The following is a 21,604-nucleotide window of genomic DNA, read 5'->3' as shown; positions in this document are numbered from 1 at the left end:
TTCACTCCCCCACAAGGCTGAACCCACACCAAGAGAAACTAAGCGAGCGAAGGCCTCCCCTCACTCCACGTATTCGACCTCGACATCGTAATCATCATCATCGAAATCGTCGTCATCATCGTCCTGGTCGCTGCGCCTGCGCTTGCGCCCCAGGCGCGCCTCGGTGCGAGCGACCGCCTCGGCCTCCATGCGGCTGCGCATCTCGCGCTCGCGCTCGGCGGCCTCTTCGTCCTCGTTCTCCAGCCGGCGCTGCTCGGTGAGCCAACGATGGGCTGCCTGCACCAGGGCATCGGTACCTTCGCCGCTGATCGCCGAGATGCGGTAGACCGGCCCCTCCCAGGCCAGGCCTTCGACGATGAGCTGCACACGGGCTTCTTGCTCGTCTTCCGGCACCAGGTCGAGCTTGTTGATCACCAGCCAGCGAGGCCGCTCGGCCAGGGTCGGCGAGAACTGCTCGAGCTCGTGGGCGATGGCCTTTGCCGCCTCGACCGGATCGGACTCGTCGAAAGGTGCCACGTCGACGACGTGGAACAGCAGCCGGGTACGGGTCAGGTGCTTGAGGAAACGCAGCCCCAGGCCGGCACCATCCGAGGCCCCTTCGATCAGCCCCGGCACGTCAGCCATCACGAAGTGTTCGTGCATGCCCAGCTTCACCACGCCGAGGTTGGGCACCAGCGTGGTGAAGGGGTAGTCGGCCACCTTGGGCTTGGCCGCGGAGACCGAACGAATCAATGTCGACTTGCCGGCATTGGGCATGCCCAGCAGGCCGACGTCGGCCATCACCTTCATCTCCAGGCGCAGGTTGCGCCGCTCGCCGTCAGTGCCCGGCGTGGTCCTGCGCGGCGCCCGGTTGGTCGACGACTTGAAGTGAATGTTGCCGAGCCCCCGGCGGCCGCCCTGGGCCACCAGCACCTGCTGGCCGATCTCGGTGACGTCGGCGATCACCTCGAGGGTGTCCTCGTCGATCACCGTGGTACCCACCGGCACCTTGACCACCAGATCGCTGCCGGCCCGGCCGCTCATCTGGCGCCCCTGGCCGGGGCGGCCGCTCTCGGCCTGGTAGAAGCGCTGGTACTTGAAATCGATCAGGGTGTTGAGGGCGTCATCGCCTAGCAGATAGACGCTGCCGCCATGCCCGCCGTCGCCACCATCGGGACCGCCCTTGGGAACGTACTTCTCGCGGCGAAAGCTCAGGCAGCCGTTACCGCCCCTGCCGGCTTCCACGATGATCGAGGCTTCGTCGACGAACTGCATTGTGACTCTCCCGACGGACGCTGCCGTCATGATACAAGAAGGCCCCGCCTGAGCGGGGCCTTCCTTCATACCGCTTCGAGCGTTCTCAGGCAGAGACGACGCTGACGAACTTGCGGTTCTTCGGACCCTTGGTCTCGAACTTGATCACACCGTCGCTCAGGGCGAACAGGGTGTGGTCGCGACCGACGCCAACGCCGGTACCGGCATGGAAGCGAGTGCCGCGCTGACGCACGATGATGTTGCCGGCGGTGACGGCCTGGCCGCCATACAGCTTGACACCAAGGCGTTTGGATTCTGAATCGCGGCCGTTACGGGTAGAACCGGCTGCCTTCTTATGAGCCATTGCAAAGTCCTCGCTCGTTAAGGGGAAGCCGCTTAGGCGGAAATCCCGGTGATCTTGACTTCAGTGAACCACTGACGGTGGCCCTGACGCTTCATGTGATGCTTGCGACGACGGAACTTGATGATGCGAACCTTCTCGCCACGGCCGTGGGAGACGATCTCGGCAGCCACCTTGGCACCGTCGACCAGCGGCGCACCAACGGTGACGTCGTCGCCATCGGCAACCAGCAGTACCTGATCGAACTCGACGGTCTCGCCGGTCGGGATTTCCAGCTTCTCGAGCTTGAGTGTCTGGCCTTCCTGAACGCGGTACTGCTTGCCACCGCTCTTGATTACTGCGTACATGTGCGTATCTCTCCAGTACTCATCGGGGTTGGCTCTTCATCGGCCTGCTTCGAGTGGCGCCCCTTCCGGCAACCATCTGACAGGGAGCATGATGAGTGGGCCGCGCATTATAACCGCGGCCGATGGGGCGTTCAAGCTGCCCTGCACTTTTCCCGCCACGCACATGACCGTCCTCGCCGACGTCTCGCTGCACGGCTTGACGCCCCCATGGGGGGCCCATAGCATGAGCCGCAACCCAAGGCCGCTGCCAATGCCCGGCATGCCGGCCCACAGCCCGATGACGATGCCCATGCCATCCAACGCTCCTTCCCGCCCTGCCGCCAACAACACCGACGCCTCGTCGGCCCACGCCGCCGTCGCCGACGACTTCGCCGCGGTCAACCGCACCATCACGGAGCAACTGGCTTCGCGCGTGCCGCTGGTGGAAACCATCGGCCAATACATCATTGCCAGCGGTGGCAAGCGCTTGCGCCCACTGCTCGTGCTGCTGGCCGCTCGCGCTCTGGACTATCGCGGCGACCGGCACATCTCGCTGGCCGCGTTGATCGAATTCATGCACACCTCGACGCTGCTGCACGACGACGTGGTGGACGAATCTCACATGCGCCGCGGCAAGGCCACCGCCAACAACGCCTGGGGCAACGCGCCGTCGGTGCTGGTGGGCGACTACCTCTACTCGCGCTCCTTCCAGATGATGGTGGAAATCGGCTCGCTCAGGATCATGAACGTGCTTTCCAGCGCCACCTGCATCATCGCCGAAGGCGAAGTGCAGCAGCTGACCAATGTCGGCAACCCCGACATCGACGAGGCGACCTACTTCGACACCATCCAGGGCAAGACCGCCATGCTGTTCGAGGCGGCAACTCATAGCGGCGCGATTCTCGCCGAGGCCACTCCGCAGCAGGAGGCCGCCCTGCAATTATACGGCCGCTACCTGGGATTGGCCTTCCAACTGGTCGACGATCTGCTCGATTACCAGGGCGACGCCCAAGCCATGGGCAAGAACGTGGGAGACGACCTGGCCGAAGGCAAGCCGACCCTGCCCTTGATCCAGGCCATGGCGGCCGGCACTCCGGACCAAGCCAGAACGATCCGCCAGGCCATACGCCAGGGCGGGCTTGAGCGGCTAGGCGAAGTGCTCGCCATCGTGCGCGACACCGGTGCGCTGGACTACACGCGCGCCCGTGCCGAAGAGATGTCGGCCAAGGCGCTGGAGCAACTCGACCTGCTGCCCCCCAGCCGCTACCGCGACGGCATGGCCGATCTGGCCCGACTCGCCGTCGAACGACAGACCTGAGCCTCTCGCCGCCCCGCCTCAAGGCTTGCAAGGTAGGGGGTTTTGCGTATAATGCCCATCCGTCGGCTCCAGCAGAGTCGGGGTCGGGCAGCCTGAAAGGCGGCTCGAAGCAAAGCATCGGAGTATAGCTCAGCTTGGTAGAGCGCTGCCTTCGGGAGGCAGAGGTCGTAGGTTCGAATCCTGCTACTCCGACCAAAGAACATAGAAAATACCGCCACTTACGGATCATGCCGGGTGGCGGTTTTTCGTTGCCCGCCACTCAGGAAGACATGGGGTCGCAAGCGACGAGCCTGCCTGCCCTCGCCACGAAACCCATGCGTCACGACCGGGCCCGGTCATTCGTGGGTTTGTGGGAAACCCGCAGCGCCTCGGTCTCACGGGGCACTCACCGCCTGACCTCGGGAAGTCGGTCGGGCAGCAATACGAGCGCACTGAGCGGCATGGGCCTGGCAAAGAAGTAACCTTGCAGCAGGTCGCACTCGCGACGGACCAGGTCCTGTTGCTGTCCAAACTCCTCGACACCCTCTGCAACGACCGTCAGCCCCATGTGATGGGCCATGGCGATGATACCCTGGACGATGGCCGCGTCACTGCTGTTCGTCAGGATGTCGCGGATAAAGGCTCGGTCCAGCTTGACCTTCTGAATAGGCAGGTCGCGCAGGTAGCTGAGGCTGGAGAAACCGGTCCCGAAGTCATCAAGGGCGACCGAGATGCTCATCCCTCGTAGCGCGCGGATCATCTCGATGGCCTGCTCGGCACCCCCCAGAAGGATGCTCTCGGTCATCTCCAGTTCGAGAAGCTCAGGTGGAAGGCCCGTCTCCCTCAGGATGCGCTGCACATCGTCGAGGAAACCCTCCCGGCGAAACTGTAGCGACGAAATGTTGACCGCTACCGGAAAGACACGCTCTCCTGTGGCATGTAGGTCGGCCAGGTTCTGACAGGCCTGCCGCAACACCCAGCGGCCCAGCGGTATGATCTGGCCGGTTTTCTCGGCGATGGGGATAAAAAGCCCGGGAGACACCATCCCGAGCCTTGGGTGGCGCCAACGGACCAAGGCCTCGACGCTGCGAATCTGACCACTGACCGCATCGACGATGGGCTGGTAATAGAGTTCGAACTGTTCCTCACGCAGTGCCGTATGCAGGTCTTGACGTATGAGAACGTCATCACTGCTATTTAGCCTGTCTTCTCCCTGGTACCACTGCCAGGTGTTACGCCCCTGCAGCTTTGCCGCTTCCACAGCCAGATCAGCATGCTGGAGTAATTCGTGGGCATCTTGAATGTCTTCTTCGCTGCAGGCGACTCCGATACTGGCACTGATGTGCAATGCGCGACCGTCGATCTCGAACGGTTGCTCAAGGATTTTGAGGATACGCTCGGCAGCGCACCCCACCTCGGCCCGATTGGCAAACCCGGGCATGAGGAAGGCAAACTCGTCTCCCGTAATGCGGGCCAGTGTGCCGGCGCGATCGAGTTGGCGACGAAGGCGGTCGGCAACAGCCATCAGCAACTGGTTACCGACGGCATGTCCCAGGCCATCGTTGATTGCCTTGAAACCATCGAGATCCAGGTACATCACGGCCAGCAGCTCCTGGTGCCGCTGGCTCAACCGGAACTCATGCTCAAGACGCGCCTCAAGCGCCGAGCGATTCGGCAGGTCAGTCAGCATGTCGTGGGTGGCCTGGTAAGCGATTCGAGCTTCCTGGCTTCGTTGCTGGGTAATGTCCTCCTGAATGCCGATGAAGTGCGTACAGCAGCCCTCCGCATCGAAAACCGGACTGATCGTCAACCGATTCCAGAACGGCTCGCCATCGCTACGGTAATTGGTCAGCGTGACTTGCACATCGGTACGGGCCGAGATGGCCTTCTGGATTGCCGCGACGTCCTCGGCGTGGGTTTGGTCGCCTTGCAGGAAACGACAATTCCTGCCAAGCACTTCGTTCAGCGCATACCCCGATAATTGGCAGAACGCTTCATTGGCATAGACGAGCGGCAAGTCAGGCTGGGAGGCATCCGCCATGACAATTCCATTGGGGCTGGCCTCGATACCTCGCTTCAGTAGCTTGAGTTCGGCTTCCTGACGTTTTCGCTGGGTGATGTCCTGGCAAATACCATAGACACCCACGATTTCGCCATCGACCACCACGGGCAGATTGGTCACCTCCAGATAGCAAGTGTGCCCGTCTACGTGAACCCCAATGGTTTCGTACTGCCGCGATGCACCGGCCTTTGCCGCATCGAAGGCCGCCTGGGTCAGCTCGCGATATCCTGGCGCGACAAACTCGCTGAAGTGACGTCCCGTCAACTCCTCTTCCGTGCATCCGGTTATCGATTCCTGGGCAATGTTGCCACGCTTGAACCTGCCTTCCAGATCGAACTCGTAAACCGCATGGGGATGGAAAGCGAACAAGGAACGATGCCACTCGGCCAAGGTTCGATGATGACGATTGTCTCGATCCCTGACGATGGCCAGGGCAACCATGGCCGCAGCTTGGCGAAGGCGTCTCCTGCTAAGCTCACTGGGGGCCCGGGCCTCATGGAAGAACGTGCTGAAGGTCCCCAGCAATTCGCCCTGCGTGGTCATGACCGGGCACGACCAACAAGAACGGAGCCCTTCGGCAAGAGCCACGCGGCGGTAGGATTCCCAGCACGCTTCACTTTGGATGTCTTCGGTAATGCTCTGTCGGCGATGTAGAGCGGCTTCGCCGAAGGATGCGGCATCGGGACCGACGGGCACATTCTGGAGCCGGTCGGAAAAGGTGCGTGAGAAGCCTTGACGGGATATTAGGCTGAGCGTGCAGCGTACTGGGTCGAAGCGCATGAAGGCCACCACAGCGCCCGGCAACTGGAAGCCGACCCAGTCTGCCAGTGCTTCCAGAGTCTGCTCCAGCGGAGCCTTCTGGGCAATAAGTTCGTGGATGCTCTGCTGCGCTTCCAGCACAGCGAAGTCGTCGATCACCTCAGTGCCTCCATGACACCCCCATCATGTGTTAGGAGGCTAAGAACCGTTAGGTTCATTCTGCAGGCAGTTGACAAGCAAGGCAAACCGCTACCAAGGATCACAAGCGGCCAGTCCCACGATCCACGCAAAGACAAGAGGGCACGAACGACCGCTTGCCGTTCCGCACGAAACCCGCTGGTGACGTCTCCTATGGCTCCGTCTCGAACGATGAAGGAGGCGCATCGGATAATCGACTGCGGCGGCTGCGCTGTTGGTTCGCCAGGCGTTCCCCGATCCATACGGTGCCGGCACCCCATACCAGATGCGCGGCGATCATCAAGTGGCGGCGATTGGCGGGGTGCCGGTGAGGTGGCGCCAGGATATGCAGAGCGGGTATCCATCCGAAGTAACTCGCCGCCCACACCGCCACGCCATAACCGCTGCCATACACCAGCGGGTGCGCGACATCACGGCGGATGACAGGATAGAACGCTCCGCTGAGAGCGCCGTAACCGAAGTGGCTGACAAGACTCAGCTCGGCATAGCGATCGTCATCGAGCGTCACGTCTGGCGCCACCTTGTGCATGATGTCCTGCGTGATTTCGCGGGGCGGCAAGGGGTAACGCTCCTCCCGAGGCAAGCGCCGATACAGCGCCTCCATGACCAGGGTCATGGGTACGGTAGCCAGCAGCCCGCCGATGGCACCCGCCAGGTAACGATTCATGGCTTCCTCCTTGAGGCCAGGGTATGTGCACTCACCTTAGTCGAGTCGGCCCGTAAGGCTCCAGCTCTGACATCCTTCCATTCGCCTAACGCAGCCCGCTTGGAAGGAAACCTGTCCTCAAGCTTTCCTTCGCCCTGCCGATAGCAGACTTAGGCATCGACGCGCCACGCCTGCTGTCTCGCGAAGCCATGGGTCGGCAGACCTGTTCGCCTGTCGAGAGGCAGATTTCCTATGCCCTACGGGCATCGCCAACATCGTACAGTCCTATGTCGAAAAAGCAGAGTTTCATCCTCATTGCCTCGCTAGTCCTGATCTGGGGCTACTCAACGGCGGTGCATGCAGGCACACCTTCGCTGTCGCTGAACGGCTTCGGTACCCTTGGTGTCGTGCATTCCGATGAAGACCAGGCAGCCTTCGTTTCCAACATCTTCGCTCCGCGGGGGGCCGGTCATAGCAGCAACTGGAGCGCTGAAGTCGATACCCGGCTCGGCCTGCAGCTTACCGCCGATTTCACTCCCCGTCTTTCCAGCGTCGTTCAGCTCGTTTCCGAGCAGCGGTATGACGGGTCTTACGAGCCGACAGTCGAATGGGCCAACGTCAAGTTCGATGCCACGCCGGATCTCAGCTTGCGCGCCGGGCGGGTAATGCTGCCGATCTTCATGAATGCGGAGTATCGCAAGGTCGGCTATGCCATTCCCTGGGTGCGCCCGCCTCAGGAGGTCTACAACGCGATCCCGGTGTCCAACGTCGATGGAATCGACGTCAGCTATCGGTTCCGTTTCGGAGAAGCCGTCAAGACGCTGCGCGCCACGTACGGGCAGACCCATGCCCAGTTTCCGTACAGGGACTTGAACGGCGACCTGACCTCAGGCGATTCTGAATCCCGTGAAGGGCTCACGATCGGCAGCAATCTGGAGTGGGGCGGCCTCCGACTGTTTGCCGCTTACAGCCAGTTCCGCCTGACCATCGAGGAGTTCAACCCCTTTTTCGATATCTATCGCCAATACGGCCCTCGAGGCGAAGCCATTGCCGATCGCTACGATGTGGACGACAAGCGTTTCGAGGTCGTGAGCCTTGGCACCAGCTTCGACAGGGGCAACTGGTTCGTGATGGGCGAATGGACACAGACCGAGAGCCGCACTTTCATGGCAGATAGCCGTGGCTGGCATGTGACCGGCGGGTATCGGGTGGGAGCTTTTACGCCGTACGTCACCTATGCGAGACATCGCATTCATGGCAGCACCTCATCTCCCGGCCTGGGCCTGTCGCAGCCGAACACAGAAGCACTGGACGCTCTCCTCAATGCCTTCCTAAGCAACCAACCTCAGCAGACAGGCTTGTCTCTGGGTATGCGCTGGGAGGTTGCTCGCAACATGACCATGAAGGCACAGGTTGACCATATAGACTTGGCGCCGGGATCGCCCGGCTACCTGGTCAACCCGCAGCCAGGCTACGAGCCCGGCGGCTCGGTCAACCTGTTCAGCCTCGCGCTCGACTTCGTGTTCTGAGGAGACAAGGATGCCTTCACGTCTCAAGCGGATCGGTTGCAGCCTGCTCCTCTGCCTGGTCTCGAGCACCGCCCTGGCCGAGGTCGTGGTGGTGGTTTCCGCGCAGAATCCGGTCGCCGCACTCAGCCGCAGCGAACTGGCCGATATCTACCTGGGCCGAGCCAGTCGCTTCCCCAACGGGCGGCCTGCCACACCGGTGGACCACAGGGAAAATTCGCCCGCCTATCTCGCCTTCTATCGTGAGTACCTCGGGCAGACGCCCGCCCAGATCAAGATGCACTGGTCGCGCCTGATCTTTACCGGCCGCGGCCAGCCGCCACGCAGCCTGGCGGACAGCATGGCCGTAGCCGATTTCATTGCCGGAAATGCCACGGCCATCGGCTATCTCGACAACGCCCACCTCGACCAGCGCCTGCGGGTGGTGACCGTTGACTGATCGAAGCGCTGATGCCGACGCCGCGGCGGACCGCACCGCCTCCAAGCGGGGCTGGTCGCATCACCTCGTCGAGCCGATCGCCCTGTTTACGGGCCTTGCCTTGCTGGCCGTGGCAGCTATCTGGCTAGTTACCCTGAATCTGGCCGAACGGGAACGGGAGGCTGCCGACCGTCGCGCGGCCCTGCTGGCGGTTGACCTGGCCGAGACCTACGAGGCCCAGATCGTGCGGGCGCTTCGCGAGATCGATACCACCCTGAAGCTGGTGCGCTACAGCCTCGACGATCGGTCACCGCAAGACACCCTGGAAGATTTGCGTCGACGGGACATGCTGCCCCCCGCCCTGCTGTTCGAGGTCCGTATCAGCGATGCCTCCGGCAACATTCTGGCCAGCACGCACGACTTGTTGCCCGAGCAGGACGCTCTCCCAGCCTTCGAGCAAGCGGGCATGGCCATTGGCCTCGCCCGCCGGGAAGCGTCGGGGGAGGACGACAGACTCGCTTTCAGTCGTCAGCTGTCTGACGACGAGCAGGCCGAATCGGGGCGGGTGACCCTGCTGGTCAGTGCCACCTATTTCGTCAGCGGCTACGAGCCGGAAACGCTGGGGGAGCATGGCGTTCTGGCCCTGCTGGGGGCCAGCGGCAATTTTCTCGTTCGTCGCAGCGGCGACACCATACGCCTGGGGGAAAGGGTCGACCGCGATGCCCTGCTGGACGGCAACAGCGCTCACGACGAACCTGCCCGGGTGAGGGTGAGCGATTGGGATGGCGTGCGCCGCTATACAGTCGCCAGGCCGCTGTTCGAGTTCCCGGTCGCCATCGTGCTGGGACTCTCCCAAGCCGAACAGATGACCGCGGTCGAAGCGCTGGAACGGACCTATTTCTGGCGAGCCGCGCTGATCAGCCTTATCGCGCTCTCCGTACTGGCACTGCTTGGCCGGCTGAGCTGGAAGCTGCGCAGGACCCAGGCCAGAATCCTCGATGAGCGCTTGAACCACGCACGCCGCGCCGAATACCTGGCCTTCCACGACAACCTGACCGGGCTGCCCAACCGAGCCTTCTTTAGTCACCTCCTGACCAAGCACATGCAGCAGGCACGCCGCTACGACAAACCGCTGGCACTGCTCTTTCTCGACCTGGATCGATTCAAGGCGATCAACGATTCGCTGGGCCACGATGCGGGCGACGAACTGCTCCAGGAGGTCAGTCGGCGTCTTGGCCAGGCCGTACGCGAAAGCGACACGGTCGCCCGCCTCGGGGGCGATGAATTCGTCATTCTACTCCCCGAAACCTCGAGGCCGAGCCAGATCACCCAGGTCGCCAACAAGATACTGGCCGCCGTCGGCACCCCCTTCACTCTGGTGGGCCAGGAGTTTCGGATCACGGTCAGTATCGGTATTGCCCGCTACCCCGCCGATGGCGAGGATGAGCAGACCCTGATGAAGCATGCCGACGTGGCGATGTACCACGCCAAGGAGGAGGGCAAGAACAACGCGCAGTTCTACTCGGAACAGCTGAAATCGGATTCCCTCGAGCGCCTGGCTCTCGAGTCGAGCCTGCGCAAGGCCTTGGAACGACAGGAATTCATGCTTTACTACCAGTCCAAGCTGGACATGGAGACTGGCCGTATCATCGGCATGGAAGCGCTGCTCCGCTGGCAACATCCCGAGCTCGGTTTAGTCCTGCCCAAGCAATTCATATCGCTGGCGGAAGAAAACGGCCTGATCGTGCCGATCGGCCGCTGGGTGCTCTACACCGCCTGTCGCCAGAACGTCGCCTGGCAGAAGGCCGGCTTTCCGGCGCTGAGCATGGCGGTGAACCTCTCGGCTCGCCAGTTTCTGGAGGATGGCTTGCTGCGGGATATCGAAGGCGCCCTCCAGGCGACCGGCATGGCACCCGAGCTGCTGGAGTTGGAGATCACCGAGAGCATGATGATGCTGGACATGCCAAGAGCCGTCGGCATTCTGCATGAGCTGCGTCGCTTGGGCGTACGCATTGCGATCGACGATTTCGGCACCGGCTACTCTTCGCTCTCCAAGCTCAAGGCCTTTCCTCTCGACACCATCAAGATAGACGGCTCGTTCATCACCGATCTCGTCGATAGCGCCAGCGACAGGAGCCTGACGGAAGCCATCATCGACCTGGGCAGAAACTTGGGCCTGACCGTTGTTGCCGAAGGCGTCGAGTCGGCGGCACAGGTGGACTATCTGCGTCGGAAGGCATGCGACCAGATCCAGGGGTTCTACATGCACGAACCCCAGCCGGCAGACGAGGCCGCGCTTTCGATGAGGCGTCGAATGGACGGCGCCTTCCCCTCCTGATGACCTCATCACTTCAGCCCCCTCCTTTAGCCTGACGCAGCCAACTTGGGCGTGAACGTGCCGCGAAAAGGCGATATGCTGCGCGACCGGAGTCGCCAGACATCCGTTGGATAATGGTTTCAAGCCAAGGAATTCAAGCAGCGCCATAAGAGGCTTGCCTAAGATCAAGCCCTACTCGTACGGAGGGTGCTCGTGAGCGACAGCGAGCATGACACAGCGCATGGCAACGCCGGTACCGGCCGTGCCCTGCTCGGCCCCCACTGGCCCAGCCTCGATCTCGACACGCTGCGAGCGAAGTTCTATCAGCTCTACATCGCCGTGGAACAGAGCCCAGCCGCCACCGCCATTACCGACACCGAAGGGCGCATCGAATACGTCAACAAGCGCTTTCTCGAAGTGACAGGCTATTCCCGCGAAGAGCTGATCGGCAAGACGCCGGCGATGATCCAGTCCGGCATGACGCCCGACGGCATCTATCGCGACCTGTGGCAAACGCTGCGCAGCGGCCAGGTCTGGCGCGGCGAGCTGCAGAACCGCAAGAAGAGCGGTGAACTCTACTGGGAAGCCGAAACCATAACGCCGGTGCGCAACGACGCCGGCGAAATCGTGCGTTTCGTGGCGGTGAAGGAGGATATCACCGAGCGCAAGCGCCAGGAGGAGGAACTGCGGCTGCTCGCCAGCGTCTTCCAGACCGGCCAGGCGACCCTGATCACCGACGCGGAAATGCGCATCGAGCGGGTCAATCAGGCCTTTACCGACATAACAGGCTATTTGCCCGAAGAGGTGATCGGCCATACCCCGCGCCTGTTCAAGTCGGGCCGCCACGATAAGCGATTCTATGGCCAACTGTGGGAGTCGGTAAGGGAAACCGGCCACTGGCAGGGCGAAATCTGGAATCGAAACAAGTACGGCGAGATCTATCCGCTGTGGCAATCGATCACAGCCGTGCACGACACGGCCGGCAGAATTCGACATTTCATCGCGGTGTTTCACAACATCTCCGAGCGCAAGCGGCTCGAAGAGGAGCTGGAGCAACAGGCCACACGCGACCACCTGACCGGGGCCTACAACCGCCGTGCCTTCGATACCGCCATGCGCAAGGCGATCCGCCAGGCCGAGCGCAGTGACAACACCTTTTCGTTGCTGCTCTTCGACGTCGACCACTTCAAGTCGGTCAACGACCGGCACGGCCACGATACCGGCGATGCCATCCTCAAGCGCCTCGCCACGCTGGTGAGCCGAACCCTGCGCAGCACCGACCTGCTGGCACGCTGGGGCGGCGAAGAGTTCGTGATCCTGCTGCAGGATACCTCGGCCAAGGGGGCGACCCTTTTTGCTGAGCGGCTGCGCCAGCAGATTGCCGAGACGCGCCTGCACGGGCTTGCCATCACCGTCAGCCTGGGCATCGCCGAATTTCGTCCGGGTAACAGCCCGGAGGGGATGCTGGAGCGCGCCGATGCGGCACTCTATCGCGCCAAGCGCGCGGGGCGTAACCGCGTGGCCATCGCCGAGTCGGATAGCTGACGCGCCGTGCCCGGCAGAATCAGGTGACGGTGACCACCGTGCATGGCGCCGAGTGGGCGACCTCATGGGAAACGCTGCCCATCACCGCCCCTTTCCAGTCACTCAGCCCACGACACCCCAGAACGACGACACCGGCATCCAAGGCCTTGGCCTCGTCGACAATCGCCTCCGCCGCTCGGCCATGGCGTATCACCTCATCAACTGCCAGCCCCGTCATGTCGACCCCACGCCGCGCGTGTTCGAAGACCTGCCGCGCCTGAGGCACGTCCGACTGTGCGAGTTCCTGTCGCCGTTCCTCGGTCAATGGCTGGCCCTGGGTCCCGGCGAGCATCCCCACATCGTCGTCGACGGGCGAATCGGTCACGTGCAGCAGATGCAGGGGGGCGGAGGCCGCACGCGCCAGCTGCACCGCTATGTCCAGCGCCTTTCGAGCATGTTCCGACCCATCGATGGGTACCAGTATCGGCTTCGGCATGGCATTTCCCTCGCGGCTCGATGGAAGGTTGTCCAGCGCAGCATGTGGCTTCCCGGTTAAGGCTAGCCGCTGCCGACGAGGACGCAACGACTATTCACTTCAGAGCCAGGGCTCAAGCAGCGGCAGCCGCCCCAGCAAGGCCCCCAGGCGACGCCAGAAACTGCCGGGCTCGCGCTCGAGCCATGTCGATTCGCCCTGATGCGCCGTGAGCCAGGAGAGTCGACCCTGGCCGTCCCGCTCGACCCGGTAGCTCAAGGCTGGCGACTGGCCGATCTCGGCCAGGGCCTGCAGCTCCCTGGCCAGGTCCCGACTGGTCACCAGCAGGCCCACTTCGGTATTCCACCAGACCGAGCGCGGGTCGGCGTTGGCCGAACCCACGAACACGCGATCGTCGTCGATACCAAGCGCCTTGATATGCAGCGACGACGCCGAGGAGCCCACGCCAAAGCCAACGCTATCGTCGTCGGGCTCGCTCTCGGCACGCATCTCGTACAGGTCAACGCCACTATCGAGCAAGGCGCCGCGCCTCATCTGATAGGCGCCATGCGCCAGCGGCACATCGGTCGCCTCGAGGGAGTTGGTGAATATCTCGACCCTCACTCCGGCCTCGGCCAGTTCGGCGAGCCATTGGGTCGCCTGCTTGCCGGGAACGAAATAGGCGGAAACCACCGTCAGCCTCTCGCTCGGCTCACCGGCCCGCTCGAGCAGTTCGCCGGCCATGGTACGCGCCAGTATAGGTCGACCGCGCCAGGCCAGCTTGCCGGGGGGATCCCAAAGGGCGATGGCCTCCCCCCAGTGCAGCCTGCCGACGAGTGCCCCCTGCTCGGTATCGGCATAGCGTTGGCGAAGGTCGGCGAAGTAGGCCGAATCCGCGTTGGCCGCAAACCACGCGGCAAGTGACGCCAGCAAATCGCGCCAGGCTTGATCGTCGGCGTGATGATAGCGACCGACGGGCTGCGCCAGACCGTGGTTCCAGTAGAGGTGGAAACTCTGCGTCAGCGGCTCCACCACCGGGCCCAGGGCCAGCAGGTCGAGATCGGTGAAATTGCGCGGTTCGCTGGCGCTGTAATATTCATCGTCCAGATTACGCCCACCGACGATGGCCAGCGCGTCATCCACGATCCACAGCTTGTTGTGCATGCGCCGATGCTGACGGGCGGCAAAGGGAACCGAGGCCAGCACGCGGCCGATCAACGTCTCTCGTCCCATGCCCAAAGCGTTGTAGACGCGCACCTGGACGTTGGGGTGGCTATCGAGCGCCGCTAGCGTCCGCCCCTGGCCTACCGTACCGATGTCATCGATCAGCAGCCGGATTTCGACGCCACGCTCGGCGGCACTCAGCAGCCGATACAGCAACACCCGGGTAGTCAGCCCGTCACCGATCAGGTAGGTCTGGATGTCGATGCGGCGATCGGCCTGCTCGCTGAGCAGAACTCGCAGGCTGAAGGCATCCTGGCCGCTTGAGAGCAGCGCGAAGCCGCTCTCGCCAGGATGTTCGGAGCCGCTCAACTGCGCCCATTGCCCCAGCCAGGTGGCCTCGCTCTCAGCCGCAGCCAAGGGCGTGCCATGCTCCCGCGAAACCGGCGCCCCGGCACAGCCCTGCAACAGCACCAGAACCAGACCGCAGAGCGCCAGGCGCCAGTGGCGGCCTCGGCTCGAGCCGTCCGGCTCAGGTGTCGTCATCGTCATCCGCCAGGCGACGCGCCATCGTCTTGCGCGCCTTGTTGCGTCGATAAAGCCGGGCCAAGGCCAAGGCCAGGGCGAACGCCACCATGGCGGCCAGCGTCAGCCCCTGCCAGGGGCGGGCGGCCTCGCCGCCCATCACCGTCTCCAGAGTAATGATCAGGATGAAGCCCAGCGCCTGACTGCCGATGGCCAGGGCGCGCAGGGGATCGAACGACTTGTATGCCATGGAGGGCTCCCGCCGGGTGACAGTGCTGGCCTAGCGCAGTAGGCTTGCCTTGCCTGATGCGATGTTCGGGCAAGTCGATGATTCTACCCGGTCTTGCCGCTTGCGCCGACCCTCATTGCTGGAGCTGTGCCAATGGACGCCTTCGCCCTGGGCCCCGTGCTGATTTCCGTCCCGCGCCTGTATGCCGTTGGCTGCGCTCTGCTTCTGCTCGCCGCGGCCTGGCTGCTGCTGGGGCTGCCCCCTGCCACCCGGGCACGCTGGTTCAACGGGCTCCTTCTGGTCTGGCTGGTTGGCGCGCGTCTGGGCCACGTGGCCATGAACCTCGATGCCTACGCCACCGCCCCGCTGGACGTACTCAAGTTGTGGCAACCCGGCTATCACGGTTTGTGGGGGCTGCTCGCGGCGCTGATCTGGACGGCCTGGTCGCTGCGCGACCGCCTGCTGCCCATGATCGGCGCCATGGGCCTGACGCTCGGCACTTCGGCGCTGTGGCTGGTACTGATCACCCTGGCCCCGCTGGGTGGCGACATGCCGCTTGAGGAGCTACCCCCCGTGACCCTGGAAAATCTCGACGGAGACCAAGTCGCCCTGCATGACCTGCGCGGTGAGCGCGTGGTTGTCAACCTGTGGGCTACCTGGTGCCCCCCCTGCCTGCGTGAGATGCCCCTGCTGGCCGAGGCCGACGCTCGCGAGGACGTCACCGTGGTGGTCATCAACCAGGGCGAGGAGCTGCTGCAAGTGGTGCGCTACCTGGACGAGCAAGGGCTATCCTTCCGCTATCCGCTACTCGACCCCAGCCAGGAGATGATGAAGCGACTGGAGTCGCCGGGGCTACCCACCACCATGCTGTTCGATCGCGAGGGACGCGCCGTGGAGCGCCACGTGGGCGAGCTGTCACGGTCGCAACTGAACGGCTGGCTCGAGCGTCATTGACGCCGCCAAACTCGCCGTCCTACCATTTTCGACTTTTCTCCACCAGCCTTAAGCCACAGCGGGCTTTGCGTTAGAATCCCCCGCCCTGCTGCCGTCGGAATCCGCTCCGCCGGCAGCCCGGGCACCGAATTCCGCATCGACCGAGGCATCATGAGCGACTTTTCACCCGGCCAGCGCTGGATCAGCGACGGCGAGGCCGACCTGGGCCTGGGCACCATCCTGAGTTGCGATCACCGTAGCGTTACCGTGCTGTTCGGCGCCAGCCAGGAAACCCGTACCTACAGCCGCCACCAGGCGCCACTGACCCGCGTGGCTTTCGGCAGCGGCGATCGCATCCAGTCCGCCGAGGGCTGGCGCATGACCGTCGAGGACAGCAAGGAGGTCGATGGGCTGGTCGTCTATATCGGCGAGGACGCCCAGGGACAACTTCGCGAGCTACCCGAGGCCCGCCTGGCCGACAACATGCAGTTCGACCAGGCCCGCGATCGCCTCTTGACCGGCCAGGTCGATCGCAACGACTGGTTCGACCTGCGCTTCCGCACCCTCCATCATCATCATCGCATCGAGCAGAACCCGGCGCTCGGCCTGGCCGGGCCGCGCATCGATCTGATTCCACACCAGCTCTACATCGCCGACGAGGTGGCCCGGCGCCATGCGCCGCGCGTGTTGCTGGCCGACGAAGTGGGCCTGGGCAAGACCATCGAAGCCGGCTTGATCCTGCACCGCATGCTGCTGACCGGCCGTGCCGAGCGCGCCTTGATCCTGGTCCCGCCCAGCCTGATGCACCAGTGGCTGGTGGAACTGCTGCGCCGCTTCGCCCTCGAGGTGACACTGCTCGATGAACAGCAGAGCCTGGCCCAGGCCGAGAGCAACCCCTTCGAATCCGGCCAGTTGATACTGGCCAGCCAGGATTGGCTGTTCGCCAATCCACGGCGTCAGGAACAGGCCGCCAGCAGCGACTGGGACCTGCTGATTGTCGACGAGGCACACCACCTCGACTGGAGTGCCGACCAGGCCGGCCCTGGCTACGCCTGCGTCGAGCGTCTGGCCAAACGCGTACCGGGCGTGCTGTTGTTGACCGCCACCCCCGAGCAGATGGGGCTCGAGAGCCACTTTGCCCGTCTGCGCTTGCTCGATCCGGATCGCTACCACCGTCTCGACGCCTTCCGCGAGGAGGAGCAGCACTACGTGGAAGTGGCCCAGGCCATCGACGCCCTGGAGCACCTGCCCGAGGCAGGCGCCGCAGCTCGCGCCAGCGTGGCGGCGGTGATCGACGAGCCCGACAGCCAGGCCCTGCTCGATACCCTGACCAGCGCCGAAAGCAGTCCCGAACAGCGTGACAGTGCCCGTCACCAGCTGCGCGACCAGTTGCTCGATCGCCACGGCACCGGCCGGGTGATGTTTCGCAACAGCCGCCGCCACGTCGGCGGCTTTCCCGAGCGCCGGCTGCACCTGGCGGAACTTCCGCTGCCCTCGGCCTATCGCCGCGTGCTGCGCAAGCTCGAGCGCGACGAGGACTATCTGGACGAACTGCTGATAGAGACCGGGCTCGACCACCCCGATGTGCTGCTCTATCCCGATGCCACCTACCGGAGGCTCTCCGACGATCCGCTCAATGCCGAACCCTGGTGGCAGATCGACCCGCGCGTGACCTGGTTGCTGGCGCGTCTCGCGGACGAGGGCGAGCAGGGCTTCGCCGATGACAAGGTGCTGGTGATCGCCCATGGGCGCGAAACCGCGCAGGAGCTGGCCGAGGCCCTGCGCGTGCTGGGCGGCGTCCACGCACCGGTGTTCCACGAGGGGCTCACGCTGGTGGAGCGTGACCGCGCGGCGGCGGCCTTCGCCGACGAGGAGGAAGGCAGCCAGGTACTGGTGTGCTCGGAAATCGGTTCGGAGGGGCGCAACTTCCAGTTCTGTCGTCATCTGGTGATGTTCGACCTGCCGCAGCATCCCGACCAGCTCGAGCAGCGCATCGGGCGGCTCGATCGCATCGGCCAGCGCCATGCCATCGAGATCCACGTGCCGCTGTTCGAGGCCAGCCCCGGCGCACGCCTGCTTCGCTGGTATCGCGAGGCCATGGACGCCTTCGATGCGCCGCATGGCGTCGGTAACGAGCTGTTCGACGCCTTCGGCGACGCCATGGCCGAGGCACTGCTGAACGACGAGGCGCTCGACGCTGTCATCGCCGAGACCCGGGCGTTGTTCGAGAACCGCCTGGCCCAGCGCGACGCCGGCCGCAATCGTCTGCTGGAGCTCAATGCCTGCCGTCCGGCCCGCGCCGAAGCGGTGGCCGAAGCGATCCGCGCGCTCGACGACGACCCGGCGCTGCCGCGCTACCTCGACCAGGCGCTGGATATCTTCGGCGTCGACAGCCAGGAGCTGGGCGGCGGCCTGCTGCACCTGCAGCCCGGCCCGCAAATGCTTGACGGCCTGCCCGGCCTGGCCAAGGGCGAGGAGGGCTTCACCGCCACGCTGTCGCGCGCCCGCGCCCTGGCCCGCGACGACGTGCAGCGGCTCTCCTGGGAGCATCCGCTACTACGAGAGATGATGGGGCGGATCCTCGACGGCAACATGGGCAACACCGCCCTGGCGTTGCTCAAGCACCCGGCGATACCTGCCGGTCGTCTGATGGCCGAGCTGGTGTTCCGCACCTATTGCCCCGCACCCGGACGGCTGCACGTCAACCGCTTTCTGCCGCCGACCACGGTGCGCGTACTGCTTGACGAATCGGGTGCGGTACTCAGCGACAAGGTCTCCTTCACCGGCTTGTCGAAAAACCTGAGGAAGGTCAAGAAGGCCATGGCGCGTGACCTGATCCGCAGCCGTCACGACCAGCTGCGCGACCTCCTGGCCCAGGGGGAGCTGGAGGCCGAGCGCGAGTTGCCGAGCATCGTCGAGGCCGCGCAGGAGCGCATGCGCCGCGAACTCGACGGCGAACTCGCCCGTCTCGAAGCCTTGGCGCGGCTCAATCCCGCAGTGCGGGAGGAGGAGCTCGAGGCCCTGCGCCGTGAGCGCGGCGAACTCGACACCGCCATCGACGGCACCCGGCTGCGGCTGGATGCGGTGAGGGTGATCGTCACCGTGGGCGACTAGGCGCCTAGAATATCGGCCAGTGCCTTGCCGAGGGTCGGGAAACGGAACTCGAAGCCGGCCTCGAGCAGGCGCGCCGGGCGCATGTCGGCTCCGGTCAGCAGCAAGCGCGCCATCTCGCCGAAGGCCGTTTCCAGCACAACCGCGGGTACCGGCATGATGGCAGGCCGCTTGAGCTGCCGGGCCAGGGTACGGGTGAATTCGGCATTGGTCACGGGATGTGGCGCGCTGGCGTTGAACGGCCCGTCGAGATCGTCGCGTTGGATCAGGAACAGGATGGCACGCACCAGATCCTCCCGGTGAATCCAGGGCATGTACTGCTGGCCGTCGCCGAAGCGCCCGCCCAGGCCGAGCTTGAACGGCGGCAGCATTTTTTCGAGGCTGCCGCCGCCTGCATCCAGTACCAGACCGGTACGCAGCAACGCAATCCGCGTGCCGAAACCGGCCGCCTCGAGGGCGGCGTCCTCCCAGCGCTTGCACAGGCGATGGGCAAACTCGTCGTGAGGCGGCGTATCCTCGGTCACTTCGCGATCGCCCTGATCGCCGTAAAATCCCATCGCCGAGCCCGACACCATGACCCTGGGCGCCTTGTCGCTTGCCTGCTTGAGCTGTTCGCAGAGGATCCCCAGGTCGCGGGTGACATTGACCCGCGAATCGATCAAGCGTTGTTTCTGTTCATCGCTCCATCGCCTGGCGGCGATAGGCTCGCCGGCCAGGTTGACGATCGCCTCCGGCGGCGCGTCGATGAAGTCGAGTACCGAGCGCCGCACGTCGGCTCCCGAGGGCAACTGGCGTCGGGCATCCTCCGGGTCGCGGGAAACCACCAGCAGGCGATGCCCTGCCTCCTTCAGGCGCAGGCAGAGGCGCTGCCCGACGAAACCACTGCCTCCAGTGACCAATACGCGCATTCGATTCCCCCCGTATCCGGCGGCACCCGGTATGAGACCGTGCTGCCGCCATTCGTTATACAAGCTTTGTACGCCTCTGCTATCCTAGTGGCAACCGGGCATTTTCTTTCGCCGCTGTGGCGACCGTGCCCCACGATTTCGCTTCCCTTGTCGGGAGACTGCCATGTCCTACAGCCTGATCCTGCTCGCCCACGGCTCCAGCGACCCCGCATGGCGCGCCCCCTTCGAACGGCTCCATGAGGCCTTGGCCGCCCGCATGCAGGCATCGTTGAAGCTCGCCTACATGGAGCTTAGCGAACCCTCGCTGGAAAGCACCGTGGCGGAACTCTCTGCTACGGGAATACGACGTGCCGAAATCCTGCCGCTGTTCTTCGCCGCCGGTCGTCACTTGCGCAAGGATGTCCCAGCCCAGGTCGCAGCGCTGCGCAGCGCTCATCCGGGCATCGACCTGACACTGCTGCCGCCGGTCGGCGAACACCCCGCATTCATCGACGCCCTGGCTGCCGTCATCGCCGAACAGGCGGGAGAAGCCCCGTCGACTTGACCATGACCGTCATCAGTTGTACACCGCTCGATTAGCGTACAATATTTATCGACCCGCGGTCGTGGCACGGCAGGCAGCTGTCATCACGCCACGGATTGGGCCAGGACGACAAACAAGCAGAGGCGCGCATGACCCAGAAGGGGAGCCACCCGGCCGACACACCGCTCTATCCGATACGCGAGGTATCCCGTATTACCGGCGTCAACTCGGTTACGCTGCGCGCCTGGGAGCGGCGCTACGGCCTGATCCGCCCCCAGCGTACCCCCAAGGGTCACCGGCTTTATGCGCGAGAGGACATCGAGCGGGTCGAGCGGATCCTGCAGTGGCTGAGTCGCGGCGTGCCTGTCAGCCAAGTCAAGGAGCTTATCGACCAACCCCCGTCGATGACGGCTCCCGAACCCGCTTCAGGCGATTGGCCCAGCCAGCAGCAGCAGCTAGTGACGGCCATCGAAGCCCTCGACCTCGCCCTGATGGAAACGCACTTCACCCAGAGCCTGGCACTCTACCCCGTGACCACTTGCCTGGCAGAACTGTGGCAGCCGGTGGTACGCAAACTCGAGGAGCGCTGGGTCGACCAACTCGGTGCCACCTTGCAGCGACGCTGCCTGGAATCCTTCCTTCGCACTCGCATCGGCATCCGGCTCTACCATGCCAATCAGCGCTCCAGAGGTCCCTTGTTGCTGCTCGCGCCGCTGCCCGACGACCCGGGTCCGTTATGGCTCTTGCTGGCCTCCCTGGCCGCCAGCGATGCCGGTTACCGTGTACAACTGCTGGACAGCGCGCCCCCCTTCGGCGAGCTGCCGCTGGCCGTGGAGCGCCTCCAGGCTGGCGCGGTTGTGCTCGTCAGCGGGCGCGCCGAGCGCGCCGACCTGATCCGACGCCAGCTGCCACGACTTGCCGAGCAGCTCGACGCTCCCCTGGGTCTATGCGGTCCGGTGGCCCGAATCCGCGGAGGCGACCTTTCCGACAGCCTGGTGGAACTGCTGGGTGACGACCTGCCCCTGGCCATGGCGCGCCTCCGCGCTCTGGTCCACGAAACCTGACCGTCACGAGG

18 protein-coding genes and 1 tRNA gene are annotated in these 21,604 nt (G+C 64.2%); 10 read left to right on the top strand and 9 right to left on the bottom strand.

The window, feature by feature from the left end:
- Positions 1-60 precede the first annotated feature (60 nt).
- The 3 genes from cgtA to rplU form a co-directional block, all read right to left on the bottom strand.
- Positions 61-1,254 (bottom strand): Obg family GTPase CgtA, encoded by a 1,194-nt coding sequence (gene cgtA / locus ACOJCM_RS11160; RefSeq protein WP_445212121.1) that lies wholly within the window; start codon positions 1,252-1,254, stop codon positions 61-63.
- A gap of 85 nt (positions 1,255-1,339) precedes the next feature.
- Positions 1,340-1,597: a 50S ribosomal protein L27 gene (rpmA, locus tag ACOJCM_RS11155; protein ID WP_111413374.1), complete on the bottom strand. Its 258-nt coding sequence runs from the start codon at positions 1,595-1,597 to the stop codon at positions 1,340-1,342.
- Between the two features lie 32 nt (positions 1,598-1,629).
- A complete protein-coding gene (gene rplU, locus ACOJCM_RS11150; RefSeq protein ID WP_445212120.1) occupies positions 1,630-1,941 on the bottom strand; it encodes a 50S ribosomal protein L21 in 312 nt (103 codons plus the stop codon).
- 289 nt (positions 1,942-2,230) lie between these two features.
- Here rplU and ispB point away from each other — a divergent pair, with 289 nt between their 5' ends.
- Together ispB and ACOJCM_RS11140 are read left to right on the top strand one after the other, a co-directional pair.
- Positions 2,231-3,238 (top strand): octaprenyl diphosphate synthase, encoded by a 1,008-nt coding sequence (gene ispB, locus ACOJCM_RS11145; protein ID WP_445212119.1) that lies wholly within the window; start codon positions 2,231-2,233, stop codon positions 3,236-3,238.
- A gap of 118 nt (positions 3,239-3,356) precedes the next feature.
- Positions 3,357-3,433: transfer RNA gene (locus tag ACOJCM_RS11140), tRNA-Pro, on the top strand.
- A gap of 190 nt (positions 3,434-3,623) precedes the next feature.
- Here ACOJCM_RS11140 and ACOJCM_RS11135 read toward each other — a convergent pair.
- On the bottom strand, positions 3,624-6,197 hold the full coding sequence (locus tag ACOJCM_RS11135; RefSeq protein ID WP_445212118.1) for a bifunctional diguanylate cyclase/phosphodiesterase: 2,574 nt from the start codon (positions 6,195-6,197) through the stop codon (positions 3,624-3,626).
- 190 nt (positions 6,198-6,387) lie between these two features.
- A complete protein-coding gene (locus ACOJCM_RS11130) occupies positions 6,388-6,903 on the bottom strand; it encodes a hypothetical protein (RefSeq protein ID WP_445212117.1) in 516 nt (171 codons plus the stop codon).
- A gap of 266 nt (positions 6,904-7,169) precedes the next feature.
- On the opposite strand from ACOJCM_RS11130, the gene ACOJCM_RS11125 reads away from it, so the two are divergent.
- The 4 genes from ACOJCM_RS11125 to ACOJCM_RS11110 all read left to right on the top strand — a co-directional run bounded on the left by ACOJCM_RS11125 (position 7,170) and on the right by ACOJCM_RS11110 (position 12,688).
- Positions 7,170-8,411, top strand: coding sequence for a porin (locus ACOJCM_RS11125; RefSeq protein WP_445212116.1), 1,242 nt, complete (start codon positions 7,170-7,172; stop codon positions 8,409-8,411).
- A 10-nt stretch (positions 8,412-8,421) separates the two neighbouring features.
- Positions 8,422-8,847, top strand: a complete 426-nt coding sequence (locus tag ACOJCM_RS11120) for a phosphate ABC transporter substrate-binding protein (RefSeq protein WP_445212115.1) — start codon at positions 8,422-8,424, stop codon at positions 8,845-8,847.
- On the top strand, positions 8,840-11,164 hold the full coding sequence (locus ACOJCM_RS11115; protein ID WP_445212114.1) for a putative bifunctional diguanylate cyclase/phosphodiesterase: 2,325 nt from the start codon (positions 8,840-8,842) through the stop codon (positions 11,162-11,164). The genes ACOJCM_RS11120 and ACOJCM_RS11115 overlap by 8 nt, the downstream gene beginning before the upstream one ends.
- Positions 11,165-11,356: 192 nt before the next feature.
- Positions 11,357-12,688: a diguanylate cyclase gene (locus tag ACOJCM_RS11110; RefSeq protein ID WP_445212113.1), complete on the top strand. Its 1,332-nt coding sequence runs from the start codon at positions 11,357-11,359 to the stop codon at positions 12,686-12,688.
- Between the two features lie 19 nt (positions 12,689-12,707).
- Here the strand turns inward: ACOJCM_RS11110 and ACOJCM_RS11105 are convergent, their stop codons facing one another.
- The 3 genes from ACOJCM_RS11105 to ACOJCM_RS11095 form a co-directional block, all read right to left on the bottom strand.
- Entirely contained in the window at positions 12,708-13,163 is a 456-nt protein-coding gene (locus ACOJCM_RS11105) for a universal stress protein (RefSeq protein ID WP_445212112.1), read from the bottom strand.
- A gap of 99 nt (positions 13,164-13,262) precedes the next feature.
- On the bottom strand, positions 13,263-14,846 hold the full coding sequence (locus ACOJCM_RS11100) for a phospholipase D family protein (RefSeq protein WP_445212111.1): 1,584 nt from the start codon (positions 14,844-14,846) through the stop codon (positions 13,263-13,265).
- Positions 14,833-15,075 carry a hypothetical protein gene (locus tag ACOJCM_RS11095; protein ID WP_445212110.1) on the bottom strand — a complete coding sequence of 81 codons (243 nt, stop codon included), beginning with the start codon at positions 15,073-15,075 and terminating at the stop codon, positions 14,833-14,835. Before ACOJCM_RS11095 ends, ACOJCM_RS11100 begins: the two co-directional genes overlap by 14 nt.
- A gap of 132 nt (positions 15,076-15,207) precedes the next feature.
- On the opposite strand from ACOJCM_RS11095, the gene ACOJCM_RS11090 reads away from it, so the two are divergent.
- Both ACOJCM_RS11090 and rapA read left to right on the top strand, forming a co-directional pair.
- Positions 15,208-16,008: a redoxin family protein gene (locus ACOJCM_RS11090; RefSeq protein WP_445212109.1), complete on the top strand. Its 801-nt coding sequence runs from the start codon at positions 15,208-15,210 to the stop codon at positions 16,006-16,008.
- A gap of 150 nt (positions 16,009-16,158) precedes the next feature.
- A complete protein-coding gene (gene rapA, locus ACOJCM_RS11085) occupies positions 16,159-19,101 on the top strand; it encodes an RNA polymerase-associated protein RapA (protein WP_445212108.1) in 2,943 nt (980 codons plus the stop codon).
- Here the strand turns inward: rapA and ACOJCM_RS11080 are convergent.
- Positions 19,098-20,006, bottom strand: coding sequence for a TIGR01777 family oxidoreductase (locus tag ACOJCM_RS11080; RefSeq protein ID WP_445212107.1), 909 nt, complete (start codon positions 20,004-20,006; stop codon positions 19,098-19,100). The two genes, rapA and ACOJCM_RS11080, sit on opposite strands and share 4 nt — an antisense overlap.
- Before the next feature lie 163 nt (positions 20,007-20,169).
- On the opposite strand from ACOJCM_RS11080, the gene ACOJCM_RS11075 reads away from it, so the two are divergent.
- Both ACOJCM_RS11075 and ACOJCM_RS11070 read left to right on the top strand, forming a co-directional pair.
- Entirely contained in the window at positions 20,170-20,550 is a 381-nt protein-coding gene (locus ACOJCM_RS11075) for a sirohydrochlorin chelatase (RefSeq protein WP_445212106.1), read from the top strand.
- 128 nt (positions 20,551-20,678) lie between these two features.
- Positions 20,679-21,593 carry a MerR family transcriptional regulator gene (locus ACOJCM_RS11070; RefSeq protein WP_445212105.1) on the top strand — a complete coding sequence of 305 codons (915 nt, stop codon included), beginning with the start codon at positions 20,679-20,681 and terminating at the stop codon, positions 21,591-21,593.
- Positions 21,594-21,604 lie beyond the last annotated feature (11 nt).

Source organism: Billgrantia hypersalina, from assembly GCF_052584175.1.
The sequence above is the reverse complement of the archived record's forward strand: the minus strand, read 5'-3'. Positions and strand labels throughout refer to the sequence as shown.

What these genes read in the sequence shown, in the direction of transcription:
- cgtA (WP_445212121.1), bottom strand. Translation starts at nt 1,254, where the DNA reads ATGCAGTTCGTCGACGAAGCCTCGATCATCGTGGAAGCCGGCAGGGGC.
- rpmA (WP_111413374.1), bottom strand. Translation starts at nt 1,597, where the DNA reads ATGGCTCATAAGAAGGCAGCCGGTTCTACCCGTAACGGCCGCGATTCA.
- rplU (WP_445212120.1), bottom strand. Translation starts at nt 1,941, where the DNA reads ATGTACGCAGTAATCAAGAGCGGTGGCAAGCAGTACCGCGTTCAGGAA.
- ispB (WP_445212119.1), top strand. Translation starts at nt 2,231, where the DNA reads ATGCCATCCAACGCTCCTTCCCGCCCTGCCGCCAACAACACCGACGCC.
- ACOJCM_RS11130 (WP_445212117.1), bottom strand. Translation starts at nt 6,903, where the DNA reads ATGAATCGTTACCTGGCGGGTGCCATCGGCGGGCTGCTGGCTACCGTA.
- ACOJCM_RS11125 (WP_445212116.1), top strand. Translation starts at nt 7,170, where the DNA reads ATGTCGAAAAAGCAGAGTTTCATCCTCATTGCCTCGCTAGTCCTGATC.
- ACOJCM_RS11120 (WP_445212115.1), top strand. Translation starts at nt 8,422, where the DNA reads ATGCCTTCACGTCTCAAGCGGATCGGTTGCAGCCTGCTCCTCTGCCTG.
- ACOJCM_RS11105 (WP_445212112.1), bottom strand. Translation starts at nt 13,163, where the DNA reads ATGCCGAAGCCGATACTGGTACCCATCGATGGGTCGGAACATGCTCGA.
- ACOJCM_RS11100 (WP_445212111.1), bottom strand. Translation starts at nt 14,846, where the DNA reads ATGACGACACCTGAGCCGGACGGCTCGAGCCGAGGCCGCCACTGGCGC.
- ACOJCM_RS11095 (WP_445212110.1), bottom strand. Translation starts at nt 15,075, where the DNA reads ATGGCATACAAGTCGTTCGATCCCCTGCGCGCCCTGGCCATCGGCAGT.
- ACOJCM_RS11090 (WP_445212109.1), top strand. Translation starts at nt 15,208, where the DNA reads ATGGACGCCTTCGCCCTGGGCCCCGTGCTGATTTCCGTCCCGCGCCTG.
- rapA (WP_445212108.1), top strand. Translation starts at nt 16,159, where the DNA reads ATGAGCGACTTTTCACCCGGCCAGCGCTGGATCAGCGACGGCGAGGCC.
- ACOJCM_RS11080 (WP_445212107.1), bottom strand. Translation starts at nt 20,006, where the DNA reads ATGCGCGTATTGGTCACTGGAGGCAGTGGTTTCGTCGGGCAGCGCCTC.
- ACOJCM_RS11075 (WP_445212106.1), top strand. Translation starts at nt 20,170, where the DNA reads ATGTCCTACAGCCTGATCCTGCTCGCCCACGGCTCCAGCGACCCCGCA.
- ACOJCM_RS11070 (WP_445212105.1), top strand. Translation starts at nt 20,679, where the DNA reads ATGACCCAGAAGGGGAGCCACCCGGCCGACACACCGCTCTATCCGATA.